The organism is Paenibacillus cymbidii (assembly GCF_004764705.1).
Lineage (GTDB): Bacteria > Bacillota > Bacilli > Paenibacillales > NBRC-103111 > Paenibacillus_AN > Paenibacillus_AN cymbidii.
The window spans coordinates 126,728-146,075 of sequence record NZ_SHLX01000001.1 but is presented as its reverse complement, the minus strand read 5'-3'; the positions used below and the strand labels follow the sequence as shown (position 1 = coordinate 146,075).

The window sequence follows — 19,348 nt, the reverse complement described above, 5'->3', positions numbered from 1 at the left end:
ACAAGTCCTCGATTCCGCCAAAGCCGCTACAGCACCCGTTCGACGGCATCGCGCATCGCCGTCACGGGAGCCGGCTGCCCCGTCCAATATTCGTACGCATAGGCGCCTTGATAAATAAACATGCCGAGCCCGCTATGAATGCGCGCTCCCCTTGCTTGCGCTTCGGCAAGCAGCTTCGTCACGCGCGGGTTGTAAATCAGATCGCTGACGAGCAACTCGCCGTGCAGCAGCTCCGGATTGATCGGCGTTTCGTCGACGTTCGGATACATGCCGACCGGCGTGTTGTTGACGACCAAATCGACTTGGCCAACCACATGGTCAAGCGCGTCGAAGCCGATGACGTTCGTATGCGTATACGCCTGAATCGACGCCGCCAGCGCCCGCGCCTTCTCCCGCGTCCGGTTGGCGAACCAGATCGTCGCCACCCCTTCTTTGGCCAGCGCGTACGCAATCGCCCGGGCCGCTCCGCCGGCGCCAAGCAGCAGCACCCGCTTGCCGCGCAGCGCGACGCCGGTTTCTTCCTTCAAGGAACGAACGTAACCGATGCCGTCCGTATTGTAGCCGACCAGCTTGCCGTCCCGATTGGCGATCGTATTGACCGCGCCGATCGCCCGCGCGTCTTCGTCGATTTCGTCGAGAAACGGCATCACTTCCAGCTTGTGCGGAATCGTCACGTTGACGCCGCGGATACCGAGCGCCCGCACGCCGCGCACCGCGTCGCCGAGCCCTTCCGGTTTGACGTGAAAGGCGACGTAAGCGGCGTTGCGCTCCGCCGCGGCGAACGCCCGGTTCAGCATCAGCGGCGACTTGGAATGGCCGATCGGATCGCCGAAGACGGCATACAGCTCGGTTGCCGTATCGATCGCTCGAATGGATTCATAACTCATGGAACGTTCCCCCACACTCCATAGTACGTACGATCATTAAATCAGCGAGGGCCTCAGAACGATTTTGACGCCTTTCGGCGCGTATACGTCCAGTTCGGCTCCCGTCTCCCCGTTCACCTTGATCCAGCCGATGCCAGAGACGAGCACATCCACCTTGCTGCCCGGCTTGACCCGCAGCGCGTGGCGCACGAACGGCGGCAGTTCGGCCGCCTCTTCCTTGCCCGGCGGCTGCAGCAGCTCGCCGAGATGATTCGCGTACAGCTCGTCCGCCCGCTCCCGCTTCGTGCGGTGAATGTGCAGCGCATTCGAAACGAAGCAGGTAAACGACTGCCGCTCCCCTTTGACAAAATCGAACCGCGCCAGCCCGCCGAAAAACAGCGTCTGCCCTTCGTTCAACTGGAAAACCATCGGTTTGATCGGCTTGTCCGGCATGATCGTATGAATATCCTGGCGCGACACAAGCTCGCTCAGCCGGTGCTTGTAGACGATGCCCGGCGTGTCGATGATCGCCTGCCCGTCGTCAAGCGGAATGCGCACCAGATCGAGCGTGGTGCCCGGGTACGCGGAAACGGTAAGCTCCGCTTCGAGATCGCTGTGGTCGCGGATAAGCCGGTTGATCAGCGTCGACTTGCCGGCGTTCGTGGCGCCGACGACATACACGTCGCCCCCGGCGCGGTGGCGGCCGATCGCTTCCAGCAGCCGATCGAATCCGGTATGCTTGCGCGCGCTGACCAGCACGATGTCGGCGACCTTCAGCCCTTCTTCCTTGAGCTGCCGCTGCACCCAGCCGACGATCCTGTTGGCGTTCGTCACCTTCGGCAGCAGATCGATCTTGTTCACCGCCAGCACCACCTTGTTGGCGCCGACGAACCGCTGCAGCCCGCTGATCAGGCTGCCTTCAAAATCGAACAGGTCGACAATGTGCACGACCAGACTTCGCGTGTTGCCGATGTGGCCGAGAATACGCAGAAAGTCGTCCTGCTGCAAGGCCGTCGTCGACACTTCATTATAATGCTTGATGCGAAAACAGCGCTGGCAAATGACCGGACTGCGCGCCAGCGCCTGTTCCGGCACATAGCCAAGCGCGGCGATGTCCGTTGTCTGCAGCCGAACGCCGCAGCCTTCGCATGCGGCGGCGCCCGTTTGTTGCCCTTGCGTCATGCCGTTCCTCCTCAATTCAAGCGGTTTACCGCTTGTTCGCCATGCGGCGCACCTTCTTCTCGATGCGGCGATTGATGCGGGTAAAGAAGCCTTCCTCGTCGATTGCGATCGGCTTCACCAGAATCGTGTACAACCCGATCCGGTTGCCGCCGAACACGTCGGTGAGCAGTTGATCGCCCACCATCGCCGCCTGCTGCGGGCCAAGCTCCATCATCGCCAGCGCCCGTTTGAACGCGGCCATCGTCGGCTTCTTGGCGCGCCAGATGAACGGCAGCTTCAACGGTTCGGCGAAGGAGCTCACCCTCGCGTGATGATTGTTCGACACGATGACGAGCTTGAACCCTTGTTGCGACACACGCGCCAGCCAGTCGTGCAGCTCCGGCGTCGCCAGCGCCACGCCGGCCCCGACGAGCGTGTTGTCGAGATCGGTGATAATGCCGCGAATGCCGGCATTCCATAAACGGTCCAAATCGATGTCGTATACGGTGTCCGCCTGCTCGCGCGGAAACAGTTTGGCCAGCATTCGAGTTTCTCCTCAGAACGATGCGAACGGAAATCGTACCGCCATTATTTGTAGAAAACTATACCACATCCCGGCAATTCGTTGCAAAGACAAGCCGGAGGTTGCGGCCTCCGGCTTCGGCATCACTTTCTTATAACTCTTCGCGCAGCTTGCGCACGATGGTCGCAGCCCGCGTCGCCTCCTCGGGCGTCACGGCGCGATTGCTGTACTTCGCCTTCTCGAACAGGGCCAGCAGCAGCTCGATGTCTTTGGCGAGCCACGCGTCCTTGCGTTTCCAGCGGCCGACCGTTTCGCGCGCCGTTTCGTGCTCCAGCACGGCGTACCCTTTGCGCCGGGTGTATTTGACCAACCGGTTGTAATCCGCCACGACCCGCGCGTTAAGGTTGCTTCCTTCGTCCTTGCCGAAGCGGATGTTGTACCATCTGCGCAGCGGGCGGCGATACAGGAACAGCAGCACGGCAGCAACGACGACGGCAACGGCTGCAACTCCCCAGCCGACGCGTCCGGCCGTAACGATCGGCGTCGACGCTTCGGCAACCGGCGTGGTTTCCACCGGATCGACCGTCGATTCGACGATCGGCTCGGGCGTCACGACTTCCTGCGCCGACGGCATCGCGAAGCCGGATGTCGGCTCGAACGGGATCCAGCCGTATCCGGGGTAGAACACCTCTACCCAGGAATGGGCATCGGAGTTGCGCACCGAATACACGCCTGCGCCGTCCGGGTTGATTTCATCGATCGGCACCCCCGAACGGGCGAGATCCTCCTCGACGGGCGCCACACCCGGCGCATAACCTTTGACCCACCTTGCCGGAATGCCCACCGCGCGGGCCAGCACGACCATGGCTGACGAATAGTAGTCGCAGTAGCCCATCTTCGTCTCAAACAGGAACCGGTCGACGAAATCTTTGCTCCTCGCCTTGCTTTCGTCCGGCTTGTTCGTATACGTGTAGTTCATTTGCAAATATTGTTCGATCGCCTTCGCCTTGTCATACATCGTGGCGGCTTGCTGGGTAATTTGCTGGGCGAGCTGGCGCACCCGCAGCGGCGTTGTGTTCGGCAGCTGCAAATACGCGCCGAGCTGCGCCCGCTCCTCCGGCTGTACCGTTACATCGCGCAATTGCGCTTCGTCGACGATCGGCATTTTCGAAACGATCGTGTACGATTGCGGATATTTCGCCGTTCTCGTCTCCGTGAACCGCAGCTCCGCCTGGCGGGAAGACCATTGCAGCCGATCGAAGCCGCTTTTTTCGCCGTTGACGTTTTCCACCCTGGCGATGGCGAAGGCGCCGAACAGCACCGGAAAAGAATCCTTGCGCACCATCGTCACCGTTTGGGTAACGTCAATCGTTTTCAACTGCGATTCCCGCATCAATACGTCGCCGGCCAGCTCTTTGTCCTGCTGGACGGGCGTGATCGGATTCTGCTTGTCGACGTCGCTGAGCTCCCAGCCCGTTCCGTTGTAGAACGAACGCGTCTCGCCGCGCCAGTAGCTGCGATGCGTCGTATCGACGGTCATCACTTCGGTCGAATCGAAATCGAAGCCGCCGCCGAGCGAATCGTCGTCCCGGCTGTAGCCGGACGTCGCATTCGCTTCGATGCCGAACAGGTTAACGCCGCCGCCGTCGCGCACTTTGCCGGGGAGCAGCACCGCCTCGCCTTTATGATGCTTCCAAAGCGTGTACGGATCGGTCAATATATTGTTGACGTCCGGCGCCAGCGAGCCGAGCAGCGTCGTCCCGGCAAGCAGCAGCACGATCGGCACGGCGATTTCCGCCGGATAGTCGGCGAGCCTTCCCCAGCCGGTCGGATTCTTTTTCTTCAGGTCGGCGAAGTGGCGCACCACCAACATGCTCAGTCCGCAAAAAATGACGACCGCCGCCTGGTTCCACAACACCACAACGCTGAACGAGTCGCGAAACGCCAGCACGAGCACGGACGCGATCACGACGACATAAATACGCCACTTGACCTGCACCGCCCACAGCGTTGTCAGGTAAACGAGCCAGGCGCCGAGCGTAAACCAGATGAACGGCGTAAACTGCACCGCATTGTCGTAAAGCAGTTGACGGAAAGCGGCAAATGTTTTGACGCGGTGCAGGATCGGGTCGTAATGCATGACAACCGCATTGTAAACGAACAGCACAGCGAACTGGAGCAAGCCGTGCAGCAGCCGATTGCGCAGCGGAACGAATTGCAGGACGGCCATCACGACCAGCGTGACCTCAACCATCGTAACGGTTTGCTGCAGCCAGACGCCGTCTTCCTTTTCGATCCAGAACACGAACTGCAGCAGGAACAGCGCCGTCAGCAAGGATGTGAGCCGATACTGCCAGTCGTACAACACGATTCGCTTGAACAAGGACGGAGACAGGTTCATCAGCCTCTCCCTCCCAACACGTGCGGAAGCTCCGACAATGTAGCGATCGGGTAGCCGACATAGCCGGACACGCGCAGCTGCTGCATCCACTTGTCGCGCCCGTCGTCCTGCTGGCCGATCCACATGTGGCAAGGATTCAGCTGCCGGTGCTCCAGCCAGGCAAGCGTCTGCAGCATCGCTTCGCCGCGCTGGGGCGATACGACGGCAACGAACGAGCCCGAAGCGAACAGCCGCGAACGATCGGTCATCGCCTTCATCAGCGTTTGCTGCCCGTTCGCTTCGACTTCCACCAAGTGCTTCAGCATGCTTTTCAGATGGGAGTGGCCGCTTCTCGGTTCAAAATAAGTCGATTCGCCGCCCACGGACAACAGGCCGACCGCCAGCTCGCGCTGCGTGCCGTATTGCAGCAGCGAAGCGGCGATGGACACCGCCAGCTCGAACTGTTCGGCGTCTTTGTAATGCTTGAGTTCCCGGTCGAGCACGATAATCGTTTTCGGCAACGATTCGCGCTCGAACTCCTTCGATTTCCACGTGCCGGTTTTGGCGGTGGCGTTCCAGTGGATGCGCGACAGCCGGTCTCCGTAAATGTACTCGCGCACGCCGTTGATTTGCGTCGTTTCGCGCAGCGCGCGCGTCGTCGTGGAATGATGATGCAGCCCCTTCAGCATCTGATGAAGCTGCTTCCATTCCTTGATCGGCACCGTGCGAGGGTAAACGATAAAATTTTGCTTCAGTTCGACGCGTCCGGTATGTTCAAAAATGCCGAAGACGTCTTCGGTGGAGCAGTCTGTCGTACGGAACGAATAAAATCCGCGGCGCAGCGGCGGAGTCTGGTATTCGACGATGCCGCGCCGCTTCCAGTCGGGCACGAACGACGCTTCGAACAGATGCTCGCCGCCGCTCCGGCGCTGCAGCCGATCTTTGATCAGCACATACGGAATCGGCCAGAAGCCGGGAATTTGCGCCGAAATCGCAATCGTCAGCGTCGTACCGGCCTCGGTTGACGCGTCGGGCGCGAGGCCGGATATTTTGCGGCTGCCTTCCGTCCGGGCGATGCCGCTCCATTTGCCAAGCGTCAAGTAGACGGTGAGCACGAACATGATGATGAACATCATAAAGGCCAGTTTGCCGCCCTGGAACAACAGGAACAGCAAGCTTCCGGCGAAACAGCTGGCGACGATCCAAAACCGCCAATGCGCATTGGACGACCGTTCCATTATGCGTGCGGCAAATTCGCTCATGGCGTCACTTCTCCAATCGGACCGGAACTCTCACCTGTTCGAACACCGATTTCAGCACGGACTCGATCGTTTGCCCTTCCATCCGCGCATCTGCATGCAGAATGATCCGGTGCCCGAGCACATAAGGGGCCAAATGCTTCAAGTCGTCCGGCACCACGTAATCGCGCCCGTTCAGCAAGGCGTACGCTTTGGCCGCCTGCACGAGCGCAAGCGTCGCCCGCGGGCTGGCGCCGAGGAACACGGAAGCGTGCTCCCGCGTCTTGCGCGTCAGCGAAACGGCGTATTGGCCGACGGCGTCGTCCATATGCACCTCGCGAGCCTTCTCCTGCAGCGCCGAAATTTCCTCGACGGAGGCAACCGCCTTGATCTGCTCGATCGGATGCAGCTTCGCCTGGGCGGCGACCATGCGATTCTCCGTTTCTTCGTCCGGATAACCGAGGCTGAATTTCATCATGAATCGGTCCAGCTGCGCTTCGGGAAGCACGTAAGTGCCTTCGAAATCAATCGGGTTCTGCGTGGCGAGCAGCATGAATGGGATCGGCAGTTCGTAAATTTCGCCGTCCACCGTCACATGGCGCTCTTCCATCGCCTCCAGCAGCGCGGATTGCGTCTTCGTCGTCGCGCGGTTGATTTCGTCGGTGAGCAGTATATTCGTCATGACCGGGCCCGGCCGGAACAGGAACTCTTCCTTCTTCGGATGGTAGATGGCCACGCCGGTAATATCGGTCGGGAGCAAATCGGGGTTGCACTGGATGCGGCGAAACTGGCCGCGAATCGATTTGGCAAGCGCTTTAATCAACACGGTTTTGCCTGTACCCGGTACGTCCTCGAGCAGCACGTGCCCGCCCGCGAGCAGTGCGGTCAGCAGCAGGACAATTTCGTTGCTCTTGCCGAGAATGCAGCCTTCCAAATTCGCCTTCAGTTGCTTCAACAATTCTTGTTGCTCTTGTACGACGGCCTCCATATGGCTCATCCTCCCTAAACAATCGTGAATCGGCGGCACAGATCGGGCTTGCGGCATAATTTGCTGGTTTGTTGCGATGGATGCGGCTGTGTGGACCTGCCTGGGTCGGCGATGGATCGAACAAGCAAAAACGCGGTGAACACGAAGCGGATAAAAACCTGCAAAGGTTGAAAAATGCTGGAAGAGAAGTTCGTACTCCCATTTTACAGGAATAAAAAACGGGCGTATACGAGCAAAAATGATGAAATTGTTTGTCAATTTTGTACATCGCCGATTGCCGCTATCGGACTTGTCCGCGCCTAGGCGCGCACCTATGTGTATGTACGCCAAAAAAGCCAAAAAGGTTCTCCGGTTTGGGACCGATTTTGGCTTGTAATCAAAATGTCATATAACGCGATGGCAGGATGCAAAGGAAATAACTTCCGCAGAATAAGCCGTGTTTTGTTGGCTATATCGCAAAAAAGAGCCTATAGCAAAGAAATAACCAGTGAAATCACTGGTTATTTCTTTGAAAAGGTCGAATTTGGGGCTTCCGCGTTGAGATAACCAGTTTTTTCGCTGGCTATTTTCGATGAGCCGGGCGATTTGGGGCAAATAGGCCATTTTTGATGGGCTATTTTTTGTGGAAGGTCACCCTTTCGGCCGCGTGGCGATCGCGGCGAGAAACGAAAAGATGATCGCCGCGGAAATGCCGGCGCTCGTGATCGTAAAGATGCCGGTGATGATTCCGATCCAGCCGTGTTCGTTCAGCTCGGTGAGCGCGCCGTGCACAAGCGCGTTGCCGAAGCTGGTGATCGGCACCGTCGCCCCCGCCCCTGCAAACTTGACGAGCGGATCGTACAGACCGAGCCCGTCGACGATCGCGCCGATGACGACAAGCGCGCTCATCGTATGCGCCGGTGTCAGCTTGCCGATGTCCATCATCAATTGACCCAGCACGCAGATGGCGCCGCCGATGACGAACGCCCAAACGAAATCCATGAACATCGTATCAATCCCCTCCGTATTCGATGGCCACCGCATGGGCGATGCAGGGAATGCTTTCGCCCTGCTGGAACGACAGCGGCGACAGCAGCGCGCCGGTCGCAACCGCCAGCAGCCGCCTGATTTCGCCGGTGCGCACCTTTTTCAGCAAATGGCCGTACACGACCGACGCCGAACAGCCGCAGCCGCTGCCGCCCGATTGCACCGGCTGCTTGTCGCGGTCGTAAATCATCAGCCCGCAATCGCCGTAAGTCGTTTGTTCGATCGGGATGCGGTGCTTGGCCATCAGCTCCAGCGCGATGTGGTAGCCGACGTTCGACAGATCGCCGGTGACGATCATGTCGTAATGCCCCGGCTCGATGCCGAAATCGCGGAAATGCGCCGCAATCGTGTCGACCGCCGCCGGCGCCATCGCCGCTCCCATATTAAACGGGTCCTTGATCCCCATGTCGATCACGCGGCCGATGGTCGCCTTCGTCACGACCGGGGCCTTCGGTCCGCCGCCGCGCAGCGTCACGACCGCCGCTCCCGCCCCCGTTACCGTGTACTGCGCGGTCGGCGGCTTCTGCGAGCCGTACTCGATCGGATAACGAAACTGTTTCTCCGCCGTGCAGTTATGGCTGCACGTGCCGGCCAGCGCGTAATCGGCGTGGCGGGCGTTGACCATCATCGACGCGACCGCCAGCCCTTCCATCGAAGTCGAACACGCCCCGAAGATGCCGATATACGGAATCGCCATCGTCCGCGCGGCGAAGCTGTTGCTGATGATCTGGTTCATCAGGTCGCCGCCGACGTAGAAATTGATTTTTTCCTTCGTGACGCCGGCGTTTTCGATCGCAAGCTTGGCCGCTTCTTCCATCAGCTTCTTCTCCGCTTTCTCCCATGTCTTCTCCTCCAGCGACAGGTCGCCGTGCACGATGTCGAAGTCGTTGCCCAGCGGGCCGCGTCCTTCCTCGGGGCCGACGACCGCAGCCGTGCCGGCGATCGCCGGACGGCTGTCGAATTTCCAGCTTTGGTATCCTTGCAGCATCGTCAATGCACCCCCATGCCGAAAATCATTTTGATCAGTCCAACGACGAATGCCGCCACCGTGCCAAAGACGATTACCGAGCCGGCCAGCTTGAACATGTTGCCGCCGATGCCAAGCACAATGCCTTCGGAGCGATGCTCGAGCGCCGCGGAGCAAAGCGAGTTGGCGAAGCCGGTAACCGGCACCGACGTGCCGGCGCCGGCCCATTGCGCGATTTTGTCATAAATGCCGAAGCTCGTCATCAGCACCGAAATCAAAATAAGCACGGCGACGGTCGGATTGCCCGCCGTCTTTTCGTCGAAGCCGAACGCGTGCTGAAACAGCTTCATGAGCCCTTCGCCAAGCGTACAGATGAAGCCGCCGACGACAAAAGCCCGCACGCAATTGACCGCAACGGGCCGCGGCGGTTCGATCGTTTTGGCCAGCGCCTGGTATTCCTGCATCGTCATGGTCAGCTTCTTGTTTTTGGCATCAGCCACCTGGATCCCTCCTCGCTTCCTCGTTCGTTATCGTTTCAGCACCGGCGTCAGGGCGGCAACGCTGTCGTTCAGCTTGGCCGCGCACGCCTCGTACATGAGCTTGGCGTCGGGCCGGTTGGTCGCCAAGGCGAACAGCTCCACATCGGCGGCGCATTTTTTCATCGTGGCCAGCAGCAGCGCCCGCGTCTGCGGAACCGGCACCTGCAGCACATCGTCGTACAGATCGACGTACAGCTGCTGGTAGCTGTCGACTTGCGCGAGAAAGACGTTATTGGCGGGGATGCCGATTTTGTCCAGCTCCGTCTGCAGCCAGCCGCGGCTAAGACCAATCGTCGACAGCGGCTCGTCCAGAATGTTGCCGTCGAGAATGACCGTTTGCGGCTCTTGCTCCGGCGCAACCGTGATGCCAAGATGCGCCGGCGTCAGCGGTTGGTGCTCTTTCTTCAGCAGCACGCTCAAGTCGCCGCTCGCCTCCAGCACGGCAAATTCGACGTCCGCCACCCGAAACACATTTTTCGTCCGCAGCGACTCGAGCAGTTCGTCGCCGGTAAACCGTTCCTTTTTCAAATTGTCTTCCAGCACTTTGCCCTCTTTGATCAGCACGGTCCCTTTGCCTTCGAACCATTCCCGCAGCTTCTTGCTCTTCAGCGTGAGCAGCTCCAGCACGAACGGAACGCTGAACCAGACGAGCAGCGAAACGATACCGTGCCAGTACACGCCTTCCATATCGGTGGACATGAAGCCCGCCAACTCGCCGAGCGTAATGCCGGTCACGTATTCGAAAAACGTCAGCTGCGAAATTTGCTTCTTGCCGAGAATGCGCGTCAGCGCAAACAGCATGATGATGGCGCCCAGCGATCGCGCCACGAGGTGCAGCCAATCCGGCACGGACGACGCCTCCTTTCAGAACCGCCAAATAAGATCACATGTTAATGATTCGCAGAACAGTGAATCGTTATGAATTTACATTTGATTACATTTAATCGCCGGACGATGGGCATAGTAGTGTTGACTCTGTGAAGGAAAAGAGGTGATGGCAGATGACGGTGGCCTCTCAGGTAAAAACATGCCTCGCTTCATTGAAGAGCGCGCAGGCGAGCCTGGAACAATTTGCGCTGAGCACGCAAAACCAGGAAGCAAAAACGACCTTCTCCAACGCGGCGACGCAAACGCAGCAAGTCGTCGACCAAATCAGCGTCCGCGTTCAGCAGTTGGAAAACGAAGAGCCGCAATACAAAGGCTTCTGATGATTTCATGACGCTCCGCACGGCAAAACAAAACAAACAGCCGGATCTCCCGCGAAGGAAATCCGGCTGTTTGTTTTGCCGCGGCCCGCGGCTGATTCAGAAAAACAGGAACAACAAGACCAGCACAAGCAGGACGAACAGCAGCACGATCAGCGTAGTGTCGAACGTTTTCTTCATAACGGCGGCTCCTCGTTAGCCGGCGGCGGACGACCGGTTGGTATATATCAGCCTATGCCGGCGGACGACGAGCGGAGCCGGACAGGAGCCTATCCGTGCGGGATTTGGGCTCAGCCGGCGCTGTAAACGAGCGGGTTGAGCGGGCTGGCCGCAGGCCCGCCGGGCACGCAGCCGGGAAGCCAGCGCTTCAGATCGTTCTGCCGGGCATTGGTGTCCGGCTCGGCCACCTGGACGCCGTCCGCAACGTAAATGACCGTCATCACCTCACGCATCGTCTCCGTCGGATTGCCCGGCGCGCTGTGCAGCGTCCAGCCCGCATGGAACGTGGCGTCGCCGGCGCTCAGCGCGCCATAGTTGACGAGCGGGAACCCTTTGCCGTCGATATACTGCTGCAGCGTGCGATGCGACTCGTCGGAGATGACGACTTTGTTGATCATCCCCACAGCATTCGAGCCGCTGGCGAACGTCATCGAGCCGACTTGCTCCGAAATCGGCACGAGCGGCATCCACATCGTAATCGTATTGGGCGAGTCGATCGGCCAATAAATTTGATCCTGGTGCCACGGCGTATGGCCGCCGCCCGGCTCCTTGAACAGCGCCTGGTCGTGATAGATGCGCACCCCTTGCACGCCCATCAGGTCGGCGGCGATTTTGGCGAAACGGCGCGCCAGAACGAACCGCGCGGCCAGCTCGCTCGACTCCCACAAGTTGCCGATCTGAATGAACGCCTTCCCGTACGTATCGCGCTCGTGAACCGGCTTGTTGTGATAGTTCAGCCGCTGCACCAGTTCGCCGATCACCGGCCGGTAAGCGGCGATTTCTTCCGCGTTTGCCACCGCGCGCAAGCGTACATGGCCGTCGCGCCGGTAGTTGGCGACATCCTCTGCGGTCAAGGCATACTCGTCCGCCAATAGCGGCAGCTGTTCCAATTGTGTGTTCTGACTCATCGCTCTCCACCTCGTCTTCGTTTGCTTGCTTTCATTACCGCATTGGGCCGCACCTCAGGTCCAATCGGCATTGATTTTCACCACTTGCGTCGGGCCTGCCTCGCTGATTTGCTTCGATCAATATAATCATTATAAGGGGAGCGCTTTCGTCCGGCATTGTTCAAAACACCCGAGTTTATTGTCAAAAACGACTGTTCATCTAGGGCTTCATTTGGTACAGTTAAAGGAAAATGGCGCCGGGAGGGGCTTGTCCGATGCTGGAGCTTGCGGAATGGAAGTCGCGTTATCCGATCGTGCCGTATGTCCGGGGAGGCGGTTACGCGGTCAGAAAGCCTTGGTTCATCCCGGAACGAAGGCTGCTCGATTACTTGCTTATTTACGTGCAGGAGGGAGAATGCCTGTTTCAGGTCGACGGGAAGCCATATTCGCTGACATCCGGCGACTTTTGTCTGATTCAACCGGGAAGCGTCGTTTCGCTGCGCGGCATCACGGATACGATTACGCCGTATTTCCACTTCGATGTGTTCTACAATCCGCAGCGCGAAGCCAGCTTTCAGACCAGAGCGGGCCAGTTGGACTTGTCGGCCTACGCCCATCTGATGCAGCCGCGGCTGAACGACTTTCGCGGCGTCGCCGTTCCCGTAAGCTTCCGGCTAAACGATCCGCTGCAATGCCGCGACGACATGCTGCGCATCGTCGCCTGCTGCAGCCACGACGAACCGCTCGCCCAGTTGGAAGCGCAGAATCTCGCTTCCGCCTTCGTCCTGCGGCTGTTGACGCAGTTCGCCGACGCGTCGAGGATCAAGGGGGCAACGCCTGCCACGTTCAACTGGATCACGTCGTACGTATCGTTCCGGCTCGACGAACCGCTCACCGTCGCCGATCTGGCGGAGCGGGCGAACTTGTCGCCGTCGCGCTTCAGCGCGCTGTTCAAGCGCGAATTCGGTTTGCCGCCGCATCGCTACTTGCTTCGGCTGCGCATCGACCATGCCTGCGAGCTGCTGTCCGCCGGCGACTTGCCGCTCGATCGGATCGCCGCTTATTGCGGCTTCGCCGACATCCACCATTTCTCCAAGGCGTTCAAACGGGCGGTCGGCCGCTCGCCGGGGGCGTACCGGGCGGAATGCCGCAGCGGCGCGCCCGCCGGGAAGCTGCACGCCGGCATCACAACCGGCATCGACGGCGAGAACCCGCCCTTGCCCAGGTAAGCGAACGATGCAAAAAAACAGGCAACGATCCGCCATTCTTAGAATGACGGGAACGTTGCCCTCCGCGAGCCTCCTTATTTGACCCCGTAAGTCCGTTTATAGGCGGTGTTGTACATGGCGACAATGTCGTCGGCGCCCTGCTTTTTCGACTCCGACTGGAAGGCGGCGATCGTTTCGTCGTTGATCGGCGTTTTGCCGACGACGAATTCGGCCAGCTTCTGGTCGACATATTTGGTCAGATTCGTCAGCTTCGATTTTTCCAGTTCCTGCTCCTCCTTCGTTTTGACGAAAGAACGCGGCGCGGCGATGACGGTCGGCTCGTAAGCGGCATTGACCTTTTTGGTCTTGTCGTCGAGCGCGTTCTCCCAGGCGATCCGCGGCAGCGCAAATTCGAAGCCGATCATCGGGTACCAGACGCCGTAGTCCTTGCGCAAAGCGTTGTAAGGCGCCGAGCCGAATTCCTCCATGAACCGCGGCTGACCGTTTGCCATCTTGTACGTTTTGCCTTCGATGCCGAGGTTGAGCAGCTTCGTGCCTTCGTCGCCTTTCAAATAATCCATCAGCTTGACGGCAGCTTGCTTATCCTTGACGTTCGCGGAAATGGCCATGCCATTCGCGCCAACGACCGAGCGGGCGAAATTGTAGTTTTTGACGCCCGGTGCGGCGAACGTCAGGAAGCCGTCCATGTCGAACTGCTGGTTGCCGCTGGCCGTACGCGCCTTGCTTTGCAGCAGCTCGATGTCCGCTTTCCAATAGAAGGTAACGAACGATTTGTTCGAAATGAGCTTCTCGTCGTACTGCGCCCGCGTCAGCAGCGAATATTCCGGGTCGAGCAGCTTCTCCGCGTACAGCTTGTTCATGTATTGCAGCGCTTCCTTGAACCCTTTGGCGTAGCCGGCGAATTCGTACTTGTCCGTGTCCGGATTCAGGTTGATGTAGCCCTGGATGCCGGTGAACGCTTTCAGAAAAACACGGTACAGGTCCATCGGATTGACGGCGTTCGGCGCCATCGTCAGCGGGTAAGAGTCCGGGTATTGCTGCTTGAACGCTTTCAGGAAGGGATACAATTCATCCAGGCTTGTCGGCGCCTTCAGACCGAGTTTGTCCATCAGGTCCTTGCGTGCATACCATGCCTCGTCGAACCCTTTGCCGCCGATATAGCTTTCGATCGTCGGAATCGTGTACAGCCCGCCGTCGGCCGCCGTCGCCTGCGCCTTCGCTTCGGGATTGGAGTCATAAAACTTTTTCAGATTGGGCGCCTGGTCGAGATAATCCTTCAAATTAAGGAAAACCTTCTCCGGCCCGTTCTCGCGGCCTTCCTGATTCGTCACCTGGATGATGTCGGTAACCGAATTGGTGGCGATCATGATGTTTTTCTTCTCCGCCAGCGAGGTGCTCGGCACGGCTTGCAGCTCGATTTTGGCGCCGGTTCGTTGCTCCAGCATCTTGAAAATTTCCCAATCCTGCTTCACCGGTCCTTCGACGCGGTCCGCCACCAGCCAAGTGAATGTCGCCGCCTTCGGCTTTGCCGACGCTGACGCTGACGCCGACGATGACGCCGCAGCCGTCGAACCGGAATCGGCCGGCTTGCCCGAAGACCCGTTTCCTCCCCCGCTGCACGCCGCCAGAGCGACGGACAATACGATCGGGGCGACGACCGCCCCCGTTTTCCTCCACTTCATGCCGCTTACCTCCCCATCATATTGTACACCTGTATAGAGAACGGAATCTTTCGAATTCCGCATCTACCCTTTGACCCCGCCGACCATGCTTCCCTGGGCAAAATACTTCTGGATGAACGGGTACACGCACAGGATCGGTACCGTGGCGATCATAATGAGCGCATATTTGACCGTCTCCATCGTGTTCAGATCGCCTTCGCCTTGCGGCGGATCCATGCCGGCGATCAAATAGCTGCGCAGCATGATCTGCAGCGGGTACAGCTTGTTGGCGTTCAAATAAAGCAGCGCGTCGAAGAACGAATTCCATTGCCCTACCGCGGTGAACAGCGCGATCGTGGCGATGACCGGCATCGACAGCGGCACGACGATGCGCGCCAGCACCTGCATCGGGCCGCAGCCGTCGATCGTGGCGGCGTCTTCGAGCTCCTGCGGCAGCGCCTCGAAAAACGTGCGCATGATGAACAGATACCAGGTGCTGATTAGCGACGGAAGTACGATCGCCCAGATCGAATCGAGCAAGTGCAGCTGCTTGACGACGAGAAACGTAGGGATAAGCCCGCCGCCAAACAGAAGCGTAAACGCCGCAAGCAGCAGGATCGTCCGCCGGCCCGGCAGCCACTTCTTCGCCAGCGGGTACGCCATCGCCGATGTAGCGGCGAGCGTAAGCGCCGTATGGACGACGGTGTAGCGGATCGTATTCCAGTAGCTGTTCCACAGCAGCGTATCGCCGATCAGCCGCCGGTATGCGGCGAACGTCACCATTTTCGGCCACAATACGACTTTGCCGGCCGCCACCATTGCATTGTTGCTGATCGAGGCAGCAAGCACGAACCACATCGGATACAGCATGACAACGATCAGCAGCAGCAGCAGCAAGATGTTGAACGCGTCGAACAGCTTCGAACCGAGACTCGATTTGATGCGCACGGTCCCCTTCCCCCTTCCTACCATAGACTCGTTTCGGAATGCCGGCGGGCGATCCGGTTGGCCAGCACGACCAGGATCAGGCCGATCGCCGATTGGAACAGCCCTACTGCTGCGGCAAAACTGAAGTCGGCGTCAAGAATGCCGCGCCTGTAAACGAATGTATTGATGACGTCCGACGTTTCGTAATTGCGCGGGTTGTACAGCAGGATGATCTTTTGAAATCCGATTTCCATAATGTGTCCCAGATTGAGCGTGAACAAAATAATCATGACCGGGACCATGCCGACGAATGTAATGTGGCGCATCTGGCGGAACCGGTTGGCGCCGTCCATGCGCGCCGCTTCGTACAACGAGGGATCGATGCCCGCAATTGCCGCCAAATACAGAATCGTGCCCCAGCCGAGCTTCTGCCAGATCTCCGAACCGATATAGATCGTGCGGAACCATCCCGGCTCTCCGAGGAACAGGATCGGTTCCTTGCCGACCGCCTTCAACAGCACGCCGGCAATGCCGGTTGACGGCGACAGGAACACAACGAGAATGCCGGCGATGACAACCGTGGACAGGAAATGCGGCATATAGCTGATCGTTTGCGCCAAACGCCGGAACGATTTGCTCTTCAGCTCGTGAAACAAGAGCGCCAGCACGATCGGAGCCGGAAAATGAAACAGCAGATCGTACGCGTTCAGCACCAGCGTATTGCGGATGAGCTTCCAGGCATCCGGCGTATGGTAAAAAAATTCGACGAAATGCTTCAGCCCGACGAACTTGCTGCCCAGAATGCCGCGCCCCATCGAATAGTCCTGGAAGGCGATCAGCACGCCGTACATCGGCACATATTTGAAAATCAGGTAATACGCGATGCCCGGCAGCATAAGCGCATAAAGCATCTTGTTCTTGCGGGCGATGTGCCAACCCGCTCTCCATCTGCCGAAATCCATGGCTCGACCACGCTCCCGCCCTGAGTCCGGCCGTTTTTGACGCCGGTTTTGCATCCCTAACGATACGGACCCGGGACGAAGCTGTAAATCGTGCATATTTTCGCCGTCGTCCTTTTTTGCGCCAGGCGCGGCATACGTCAAATAACCGCGCCAGCGCGAGGCTTTGCGCAAAAAAATACCGGCCTTGTCGGCCGGTTTGACGAAAACTCGATTGGTCCGGAGCAAAAAACGCACATGGCGCAAATGAAGGCGATTTCAACGGATGCCGCGATATTTGCCCGGGGTAATGCCTTCATACTTGCGGAAAATGCGGATGAACGCGTTGCTGCCCAAATAGCCGACCGCTTCGGCGATTTCTTCGATCTTCATGTCCGTTTCGCCCAGCAGCCGCTTCGCCTCCGCAAGCCGCAGCTTCGTCACGTACTCCACATACTTCTCGCCGACCGCTTCCTTGAACGTGCGGCTGAAATGGCTGACCGACATGCTCAGTCGCCCGGCCAACTGCTCGATCGACAACTCTTCCCGGTAATGCCCGCGAATGTAATCGACGACTTCCGCAAATTGCTCGCGCCTCCCAGCGGGCGTCGGCGGACGGAACAGCGTCCCGTGGATTTTCGTCAGGCCGAGCTTCAACTCCTCCCATGACTGGCAGCGGTTCAGCGCCTCGAACAACTCGGCGTAGTAAGCGAAGCTGAAATCGTTCCGCTCGGCCTCCACTTCGCGAATCCACGCGTTCAGCACGTCCGCTCCCAGACTTTTCGTCTGGAAGGCGGTCGCCCCTTTGCGGATGCCCGCCTCCAGCAGCTCCAGGGCCGTCTGCAGCAGCAGCTCGTACTGCCCGGACCGGTATTGGTTGGCGATCCGGTTGACGTCCTCCGCGGACAAATAGCCGTCGATCGCTTCCCGCTCGACCGCCGCTTCTTCGTCGGCGAACACTTCCACATCCGCGCGCAAGCTTTTTTGCTTCAGCAGCGCCGCGCCGTAGCGGTAGGAAAGATGCAGCTCGCCCATGGCATGCGCCGTTTTGCCGACGCCGACGGCTGCCTTGAAGAACGAGGCGTACGTCCCCAGCACTTCCTTGATCCGGCTCGCGGCTTCCGGGCGTCCGTCCGGCTCCCCTTTCGGCAGACGGACGACGCAGGCGAGCTCGCCGGCACCGGTCTGGCACAGCCATATGGCGCCTTCCAGCCGTTTGGCCAGCTTCTCTTTCAGCTCGGCCAGCAGGAACGACTTCGACGTTTCCGACAGCTGGGCCAGCGTTTGCTCGTAGTAGCGGTACTCGATCACGAATACGGCACGGGCAGCTTCGGGCTCGTAAGCAAAGGCAATCTCTTTGGCGTAAAAGGCGATGGCCAGCTCGTCGCGGTACTCGCCGCTCAGGATGCGCGTGACGAAATCTTCCTGCACCATCGGCAGGATGCCTTTCACAAGCTGCGACAGCTCCTTGTGCTCGGCGAGCAGCAGCTGCGAGAACCGCCGGATCACGTCGAAGTCGTTGTCCTGCGGCGCGATGTCGACGCTGCCGGCCGCAAGCAGCGAACGGTGCGACTGCAGCCGGTTGCGAATTTCCGCGATCGGATTATGCAGCCGTCGGCTCAAATAATAGGAGACGCAAGCTCCGACCAGTATGAAGAAGCCAAAAAAGCCCACGCTCAGCAGCTTCAGCGTGCGCGCCGGCTGCAGCAGCGTGCCCAGATCGACCCATGTGACATAATACCAGTCCGGATTGAACGCCGAACGGACATACGAAACCGCCTGGCCGGCGCCGAAGCCGTTCAGCGTATTTTCCGTGCCGCCTTCCATCGCGCCGCGAAGCGCTTTCCTGTCGAACGCCGCTTCGTCCGACTGGGTAACGATGGCGGCGGCGCCGTCGACGATCGCCGTCCGCGCGATCCAGTCCTCCTGCGTGCGAATCAGCCGCTGCAGCTGTTCCCGCCGGATCTGCACCGACAGGAACACGTCCGGGTCGCTTTCGTTGAAAGGATAGCCGGTGATTACGGACAAGTAGGCGCCTTCCTGGTAATCCGGGTTGCGCACGTGGTACGGCTGCGTAAACCGCATCATTTGTTTGCCCGCGAACGCGCGCTGCAGCATGTCCCGATCGGCCGGCTCCAGCGCAAACGTCTGCTTGAAATAATACGATTTGTTCGTGTAAATATTGTTGTCGATGACGAGATCGGCGCTGGCAAAATAAAGGAACGCGCCGGACACGATCGGTTCCGTGCGAATGGCGTTCATTTGCGCCATGAGCGCATAAATTTTTTCCAGCCGTTCCATATCGTACGGTTCGTTGCCGCCGCCGGTCAGCAGACTTTGCAAATTGGCCGCGCCAAGCAGTTGGATCATGCCCGCCTGCAGCGCCTGCAGCTGCTTGTCGGTCTGCTGCGCGTAGTCGCGCATGATGCGGGCGCTGGATTGTTCGGCGCCCCGCTCGATCAAACGAACGACGAACACGTTCGTAAAGGTGCTCGCCGCAATGACGGGCACCAGGATCAGCACAAAATATTTCGCAAAAAATTGCCAAAACAGCGCGCTTCGCAACGTTTGCGGCTTGAACCGACCCGCCATGC

At 59.2% G+C, this 19,348-nt stretch carries 17 protein-coding genes; 2 read left to right on the top strand and 15 right to left on the bottom strand.

Annotation, left to right across the window (positions count from 1 at the left end; translation table 11 throughout):
• Window positions 1–26 precede the first annotated feature (26 nt).
• The 10 genes from aroE to EXY20_RS00530 all read right to left on the bottom strand — a co-directional run bounded on the left by aroE (window position 27) and on the right by EXY20_RS00530 (window position 10,537).
• A complete protein-coding gene (gene aroE, locus EXY20_RS00575; RefSeq protein ID WP_135546535.1) occupies window positions 27–887 on the bottom strand; it encodes a shikimate dehydrogenase in 861 nt (286 codons plus the stop codon).
• Between the two features lie 36 nt (window positions 888–923).
• The gene (gene yqeH / locus EXY20_RS00570; protein ID WP_135546533.1) at window positions 924–2,048 is read right to left on the bottom strand and encodes a ribosome biogenesis GTPase YqeH; all 1,125 of its coding nucleotides are present in this window, start codon (window positions 2,046–2,048) and stop codon (window positions 924–926) included.
• A 25-nt stretch (window positions 2,049–2,073) separates the two neighbouring features.
• Entirely contained in the window at window positions 2,074–2,571 is a 498-nt protein-coding gene (locus tag EXY20_RS00565) for a YqeG family HAD IIIA-type phosphatase (protein ID WP_207671192.1), read from the bottom strand.
• Between the two features lie 130 nt (window positions 2,572–2,701).
• Window positions 2,702–4,951 carry a DUF4129 domain-containing transglutaminase family protein gene (locus tag EXY20_RS00560; RefSeq protein ID WP_135546531.1) on the bottom strand — a complete coding sequence of 750 codons (2,250 nt, stop codon included), beginning with the start codon at window positions 4,949–4,951 and terminating at the stop codon, window positions 2,702–2,704.
• Window positions 4,951–6,192: a DUF58 domain-containing protein gene (locus EXY20_RS00555; protein ID WP_135546529.1), complete on the bottom strand. Its 1,242-nt coding sequence runs from the start codon at window positions 6,190–6,192 to the stop codon at window positions 4,951–4,953. Before EXY20_RS00555 ends, EXY20_RS00560 begins: the two co-directional genes overlap by 1 nt.
• Window positions 6,193–6,196: 4 nt before the next feature.
• On the bottom strand, window positions 6,197–7,156 hold the full coding sequence (locus EXY20_RS00550) for an AAA family ATPase (protein ID WP_135546527.1): 960 nt from the start codon (window positions 7,154–7,156) through the stop codon (window positions 6,197–6,199).
• Window positions 7,157–7,786: 630 nt separating this feature from the next.
• Window positions 7,787–8,137 carry a stage V sporulation protein AE gene (gene spoVAE, locus EXY20_RS00545; RefSeq protein ID WP_135547623.1) on the bottom strand — a complete coding sequence of 117 codons (351 nt, stop codon included), beginning with the start codon at window positions 8,135–8,137 and terminating at the stop codon, window positions 7,787–7,789.
• 10 nt (window positions 8,138–8,147) lie between these two features.
• Window positions 8,148–9,170 (bottom strand): stage V sporulation protein AD, encoded by a 1,023-nt coding sequence (gene spoVAD, locus EXY20_RS00540; protein ID WP_135546525.1) that lies wholly within the window; start codon window positions 9,168–9,170, stop codon window positions 8,148–8,150.
• A 2-nt stretch (window positions 9,171–9,172) separates the two neighbouring features.
• Complete coding sequence (gene spoVAC / locus EXY20_RS00535) at window positions 9,173–9,649, bottom strand: stage V sporulation protein AC (protein ID WP_207671191.1); 477 nt, start codon at window positions 9,647–9,649, stop codon at window positions 9,173–9,175.
• Between the two features lie 27 nt (window positions 9,650–9,676).
• A complete protein-coding gene (locus tag EXY20_RS00530; protein ID WP_135546523.1) occupies window positions 9,677–10,537 on the bottom strand; it encodes a DUF421 domain-containing protein in 861 nt (286 codons plus the stop codon).
• Window positions 10,538–10,689: 152 nt separating this feature from the next.
• Here EXY20_RS00530 and EXY20_RS00525 point away from each other — a divergent pair, with 152 nt between their 5' ends.
• Window positions 10,690–10,896 (top strand): DUF1657 domain-containing protein, encoded by a 207-nt coding sequence (locus EXY20_RS00525; protein WP_135546521.1) that lies wholly within the window; start codon window positions 10,690–10,692, stop codon window positions 10,894–10,896.
• A gap of 287 nt (window positions 10,897–11,183) precedes the next feature.
• Here the strand turns inward: EXY20_RS00525 and EXY20_RS00520 are convergent, their stop codons facing one another.
• Complete coding sequence (locus EXY20_RS00520; RefSeq protein ID WP_167858916.1) at window positions 11,184–12,020, bottom strand: phytanoyl-CoA dioxygenase family protein; 837 nt, start codon at window positions 12,018–12,020, stop codon at window positions 11,184–11,186.
• Between the two features lie 254 nt (window positions 12,021–12,274).
• Here EXY20_RS00520 and EXY20_RS00515 point away from each other — a divergent pair, with 254 nt between their 5' ends.
• A complete protein-coding gene (locus EXY20_RS00515) occupies window positions 12,275–13,228 on the top strand; it encodes an AraC family transcriptional regulator (protein ID WP_135546518.1) in 954 nt (317 codons plus the stop codon).
• Window positions 13,229–13,302: 74 nt separating this feature from the next.
• Here the strand turns inward: EXY20_RS00515 and EXY20_RS00510 are convergent, their stop codons facing one another.
• The 4 genes from EXY20_RS00510 to EXY20_RS00495 all read right to left on the bottom strand — a co-directional run bounded on the left by EXY20_RS00510 (window position 13,303) and on the right by EXY20_RS00495 (window position 19,346).
• A complete protein-coding gene (locus tag EXY20_RS00510; protein WP_135546516.1) occupies window positions 13,303–14,910 on the bottom strand; it encodes an extracellular solute-binding protein in 1,608 nt (535 codons plus the stop codon).
• Between the two features lie 63 nt (window positions 14,911–14,973).
• Window positions 14,974–15,837, bottom strand: coding sequence for a carbohydrate ABC transporter permease (locus EXY20_RS00505; protein ID WP_135546514.1), 864 nt, complete (start codon window positions 15,835–15,837; stop codon window positions 14,974–14,976).
• A gap of 17 nt (window positions 15,838–15,854) precedes the next feature.
• Entirely contained in the window at window positions 15,855–16,778 is a 924-nt protein-coding gene (locus tag EXY20_RS00500; RefSeq protein WP_235885298.1) for an ABC transporter permease, read from the bottom strand.
• 255 nt (window positions 16,779–17,033) lie between these two features.
• On the bottom strand, window positions 17,034–19,346 hold the full coding sequence (locus EXY20_RS00495; RefSeq protein ID WP_167858915.1) for a helix-turn-helix domain-containing protein: 2,313 nt from the start codon (window positions 19,344–19,346) through the stop codon (window positions 17,034–17,036).
• Between the last annotated feature and the right edge of the window lie 2 nt (window positions 19,347–19,348).

What these genes read in the sequence shown, in the direction of transcription:
- EXY20_RS00515 (WP_135546518.1), top strand. Translation starts at nt 12,275, where the DNA reads ATGCTGGAGCTTGCGGAATGGAAGTCGCGTTATCCGATCGTGCCGTAT.
- EXY20_RS00565 (WP_207671192.1), bottom strand. Translation starts at nt 2,571, where the DNA reads ATGCTGGCCAAACTGTTTCCGCGCGAGCAGGCGGACACCGTATACGAC.
- EXY20_RS00550 (WP_135546527.1), bottom strand. Translation starts at nt 7,156, where the DNA reads ATGGAGGCCGTCGTACAAGAGCAACAAGAATTGTTGAAGCAACTGAAG.
- EXY20_RS00500 (WP_235885298.1), bottom strand. Translation starts at nt 16,778, where the DNA reads ATGGATTTCGGCAGATGGAGAGCGGGTTGGCACATCGCCCGCAAGAAC.
- EXY20_RS00520 (WP_167858916.1), bottom strand. Translation starts at nt 12,020, where the DNA reads ATGAGTCAGAACACACAATTGGAACAGCTGCCGCTATTGGCGGACGAG.
- EXY20_RS00560 (WP_135546531.1), bottom strand. Translation starts at nt 4,951, where the DNA reads ATGAACCTGTCTCCGTCCTTGTTCAAGCGAATCGTGTTGTACGACTGG.
- EXY20_RS00495 (WP_167858915.1), bottom strand. Translation starts at nt 19,346, where the DNA reads ATGGCGGGTCGGTTCAAGCCGCAAACGTTGCGAAGCGCGCTGTTTTGG.
- EXY20_RS00525 (WP_135546521.1), top strand. Translation starts at nt 10,690, where the DNA reads ATGACGGTGGCCTCTCAGGTAAAAACATGCCTCGCTTCATTGAAGAGC.
- aroE (WP_135546535.1), bottom strand. Translation starts at nt 887, where the DNA reads ATGAGTTATGAATCCATTCGAGCGATCGATACGGCAACCGAGCTGTAT.
- spoVAE (WP_135547623.1), bottom strand. Translation starts at nt 8,137, where the DNA reads ATGGATTTCGTTTGGGCGTTCGTCATCGGCGGCGCCATCTGCGTGCTG.
- yqeH (WP_135546533.1), bottom strand. Translation starts at nt 2,048, where the DNA reads ATGACGCAAGGGCAACAAACGGGCGCCGCCGCATGCGAAGGCTGCGGC.
- EXY20_RS00555 (WP_135546529.1), bottom strand. Translation starts at nt 6,192, where the DNA reads ATGAGCGAATTTGCCGCACGCATAATGGAACGGTCGTCCAATGCGCAT.
- spoVAD (WP_135546525.1), bottom strand. Translation starts at nt 9,170, where the DNA reads ATGCTGCAAGGATACCAAAGCTGGAAATTCGACAGCCGTCCGGCGATC.
- EXY20_RS00510 (WP_135546516.1), bottom strand. Translation starts at nt 14,910, where the DNA reads ATGAAGTGGAGGAAAACGGGGGCGGTCGTCGCCCCGATCGTATTGTCC.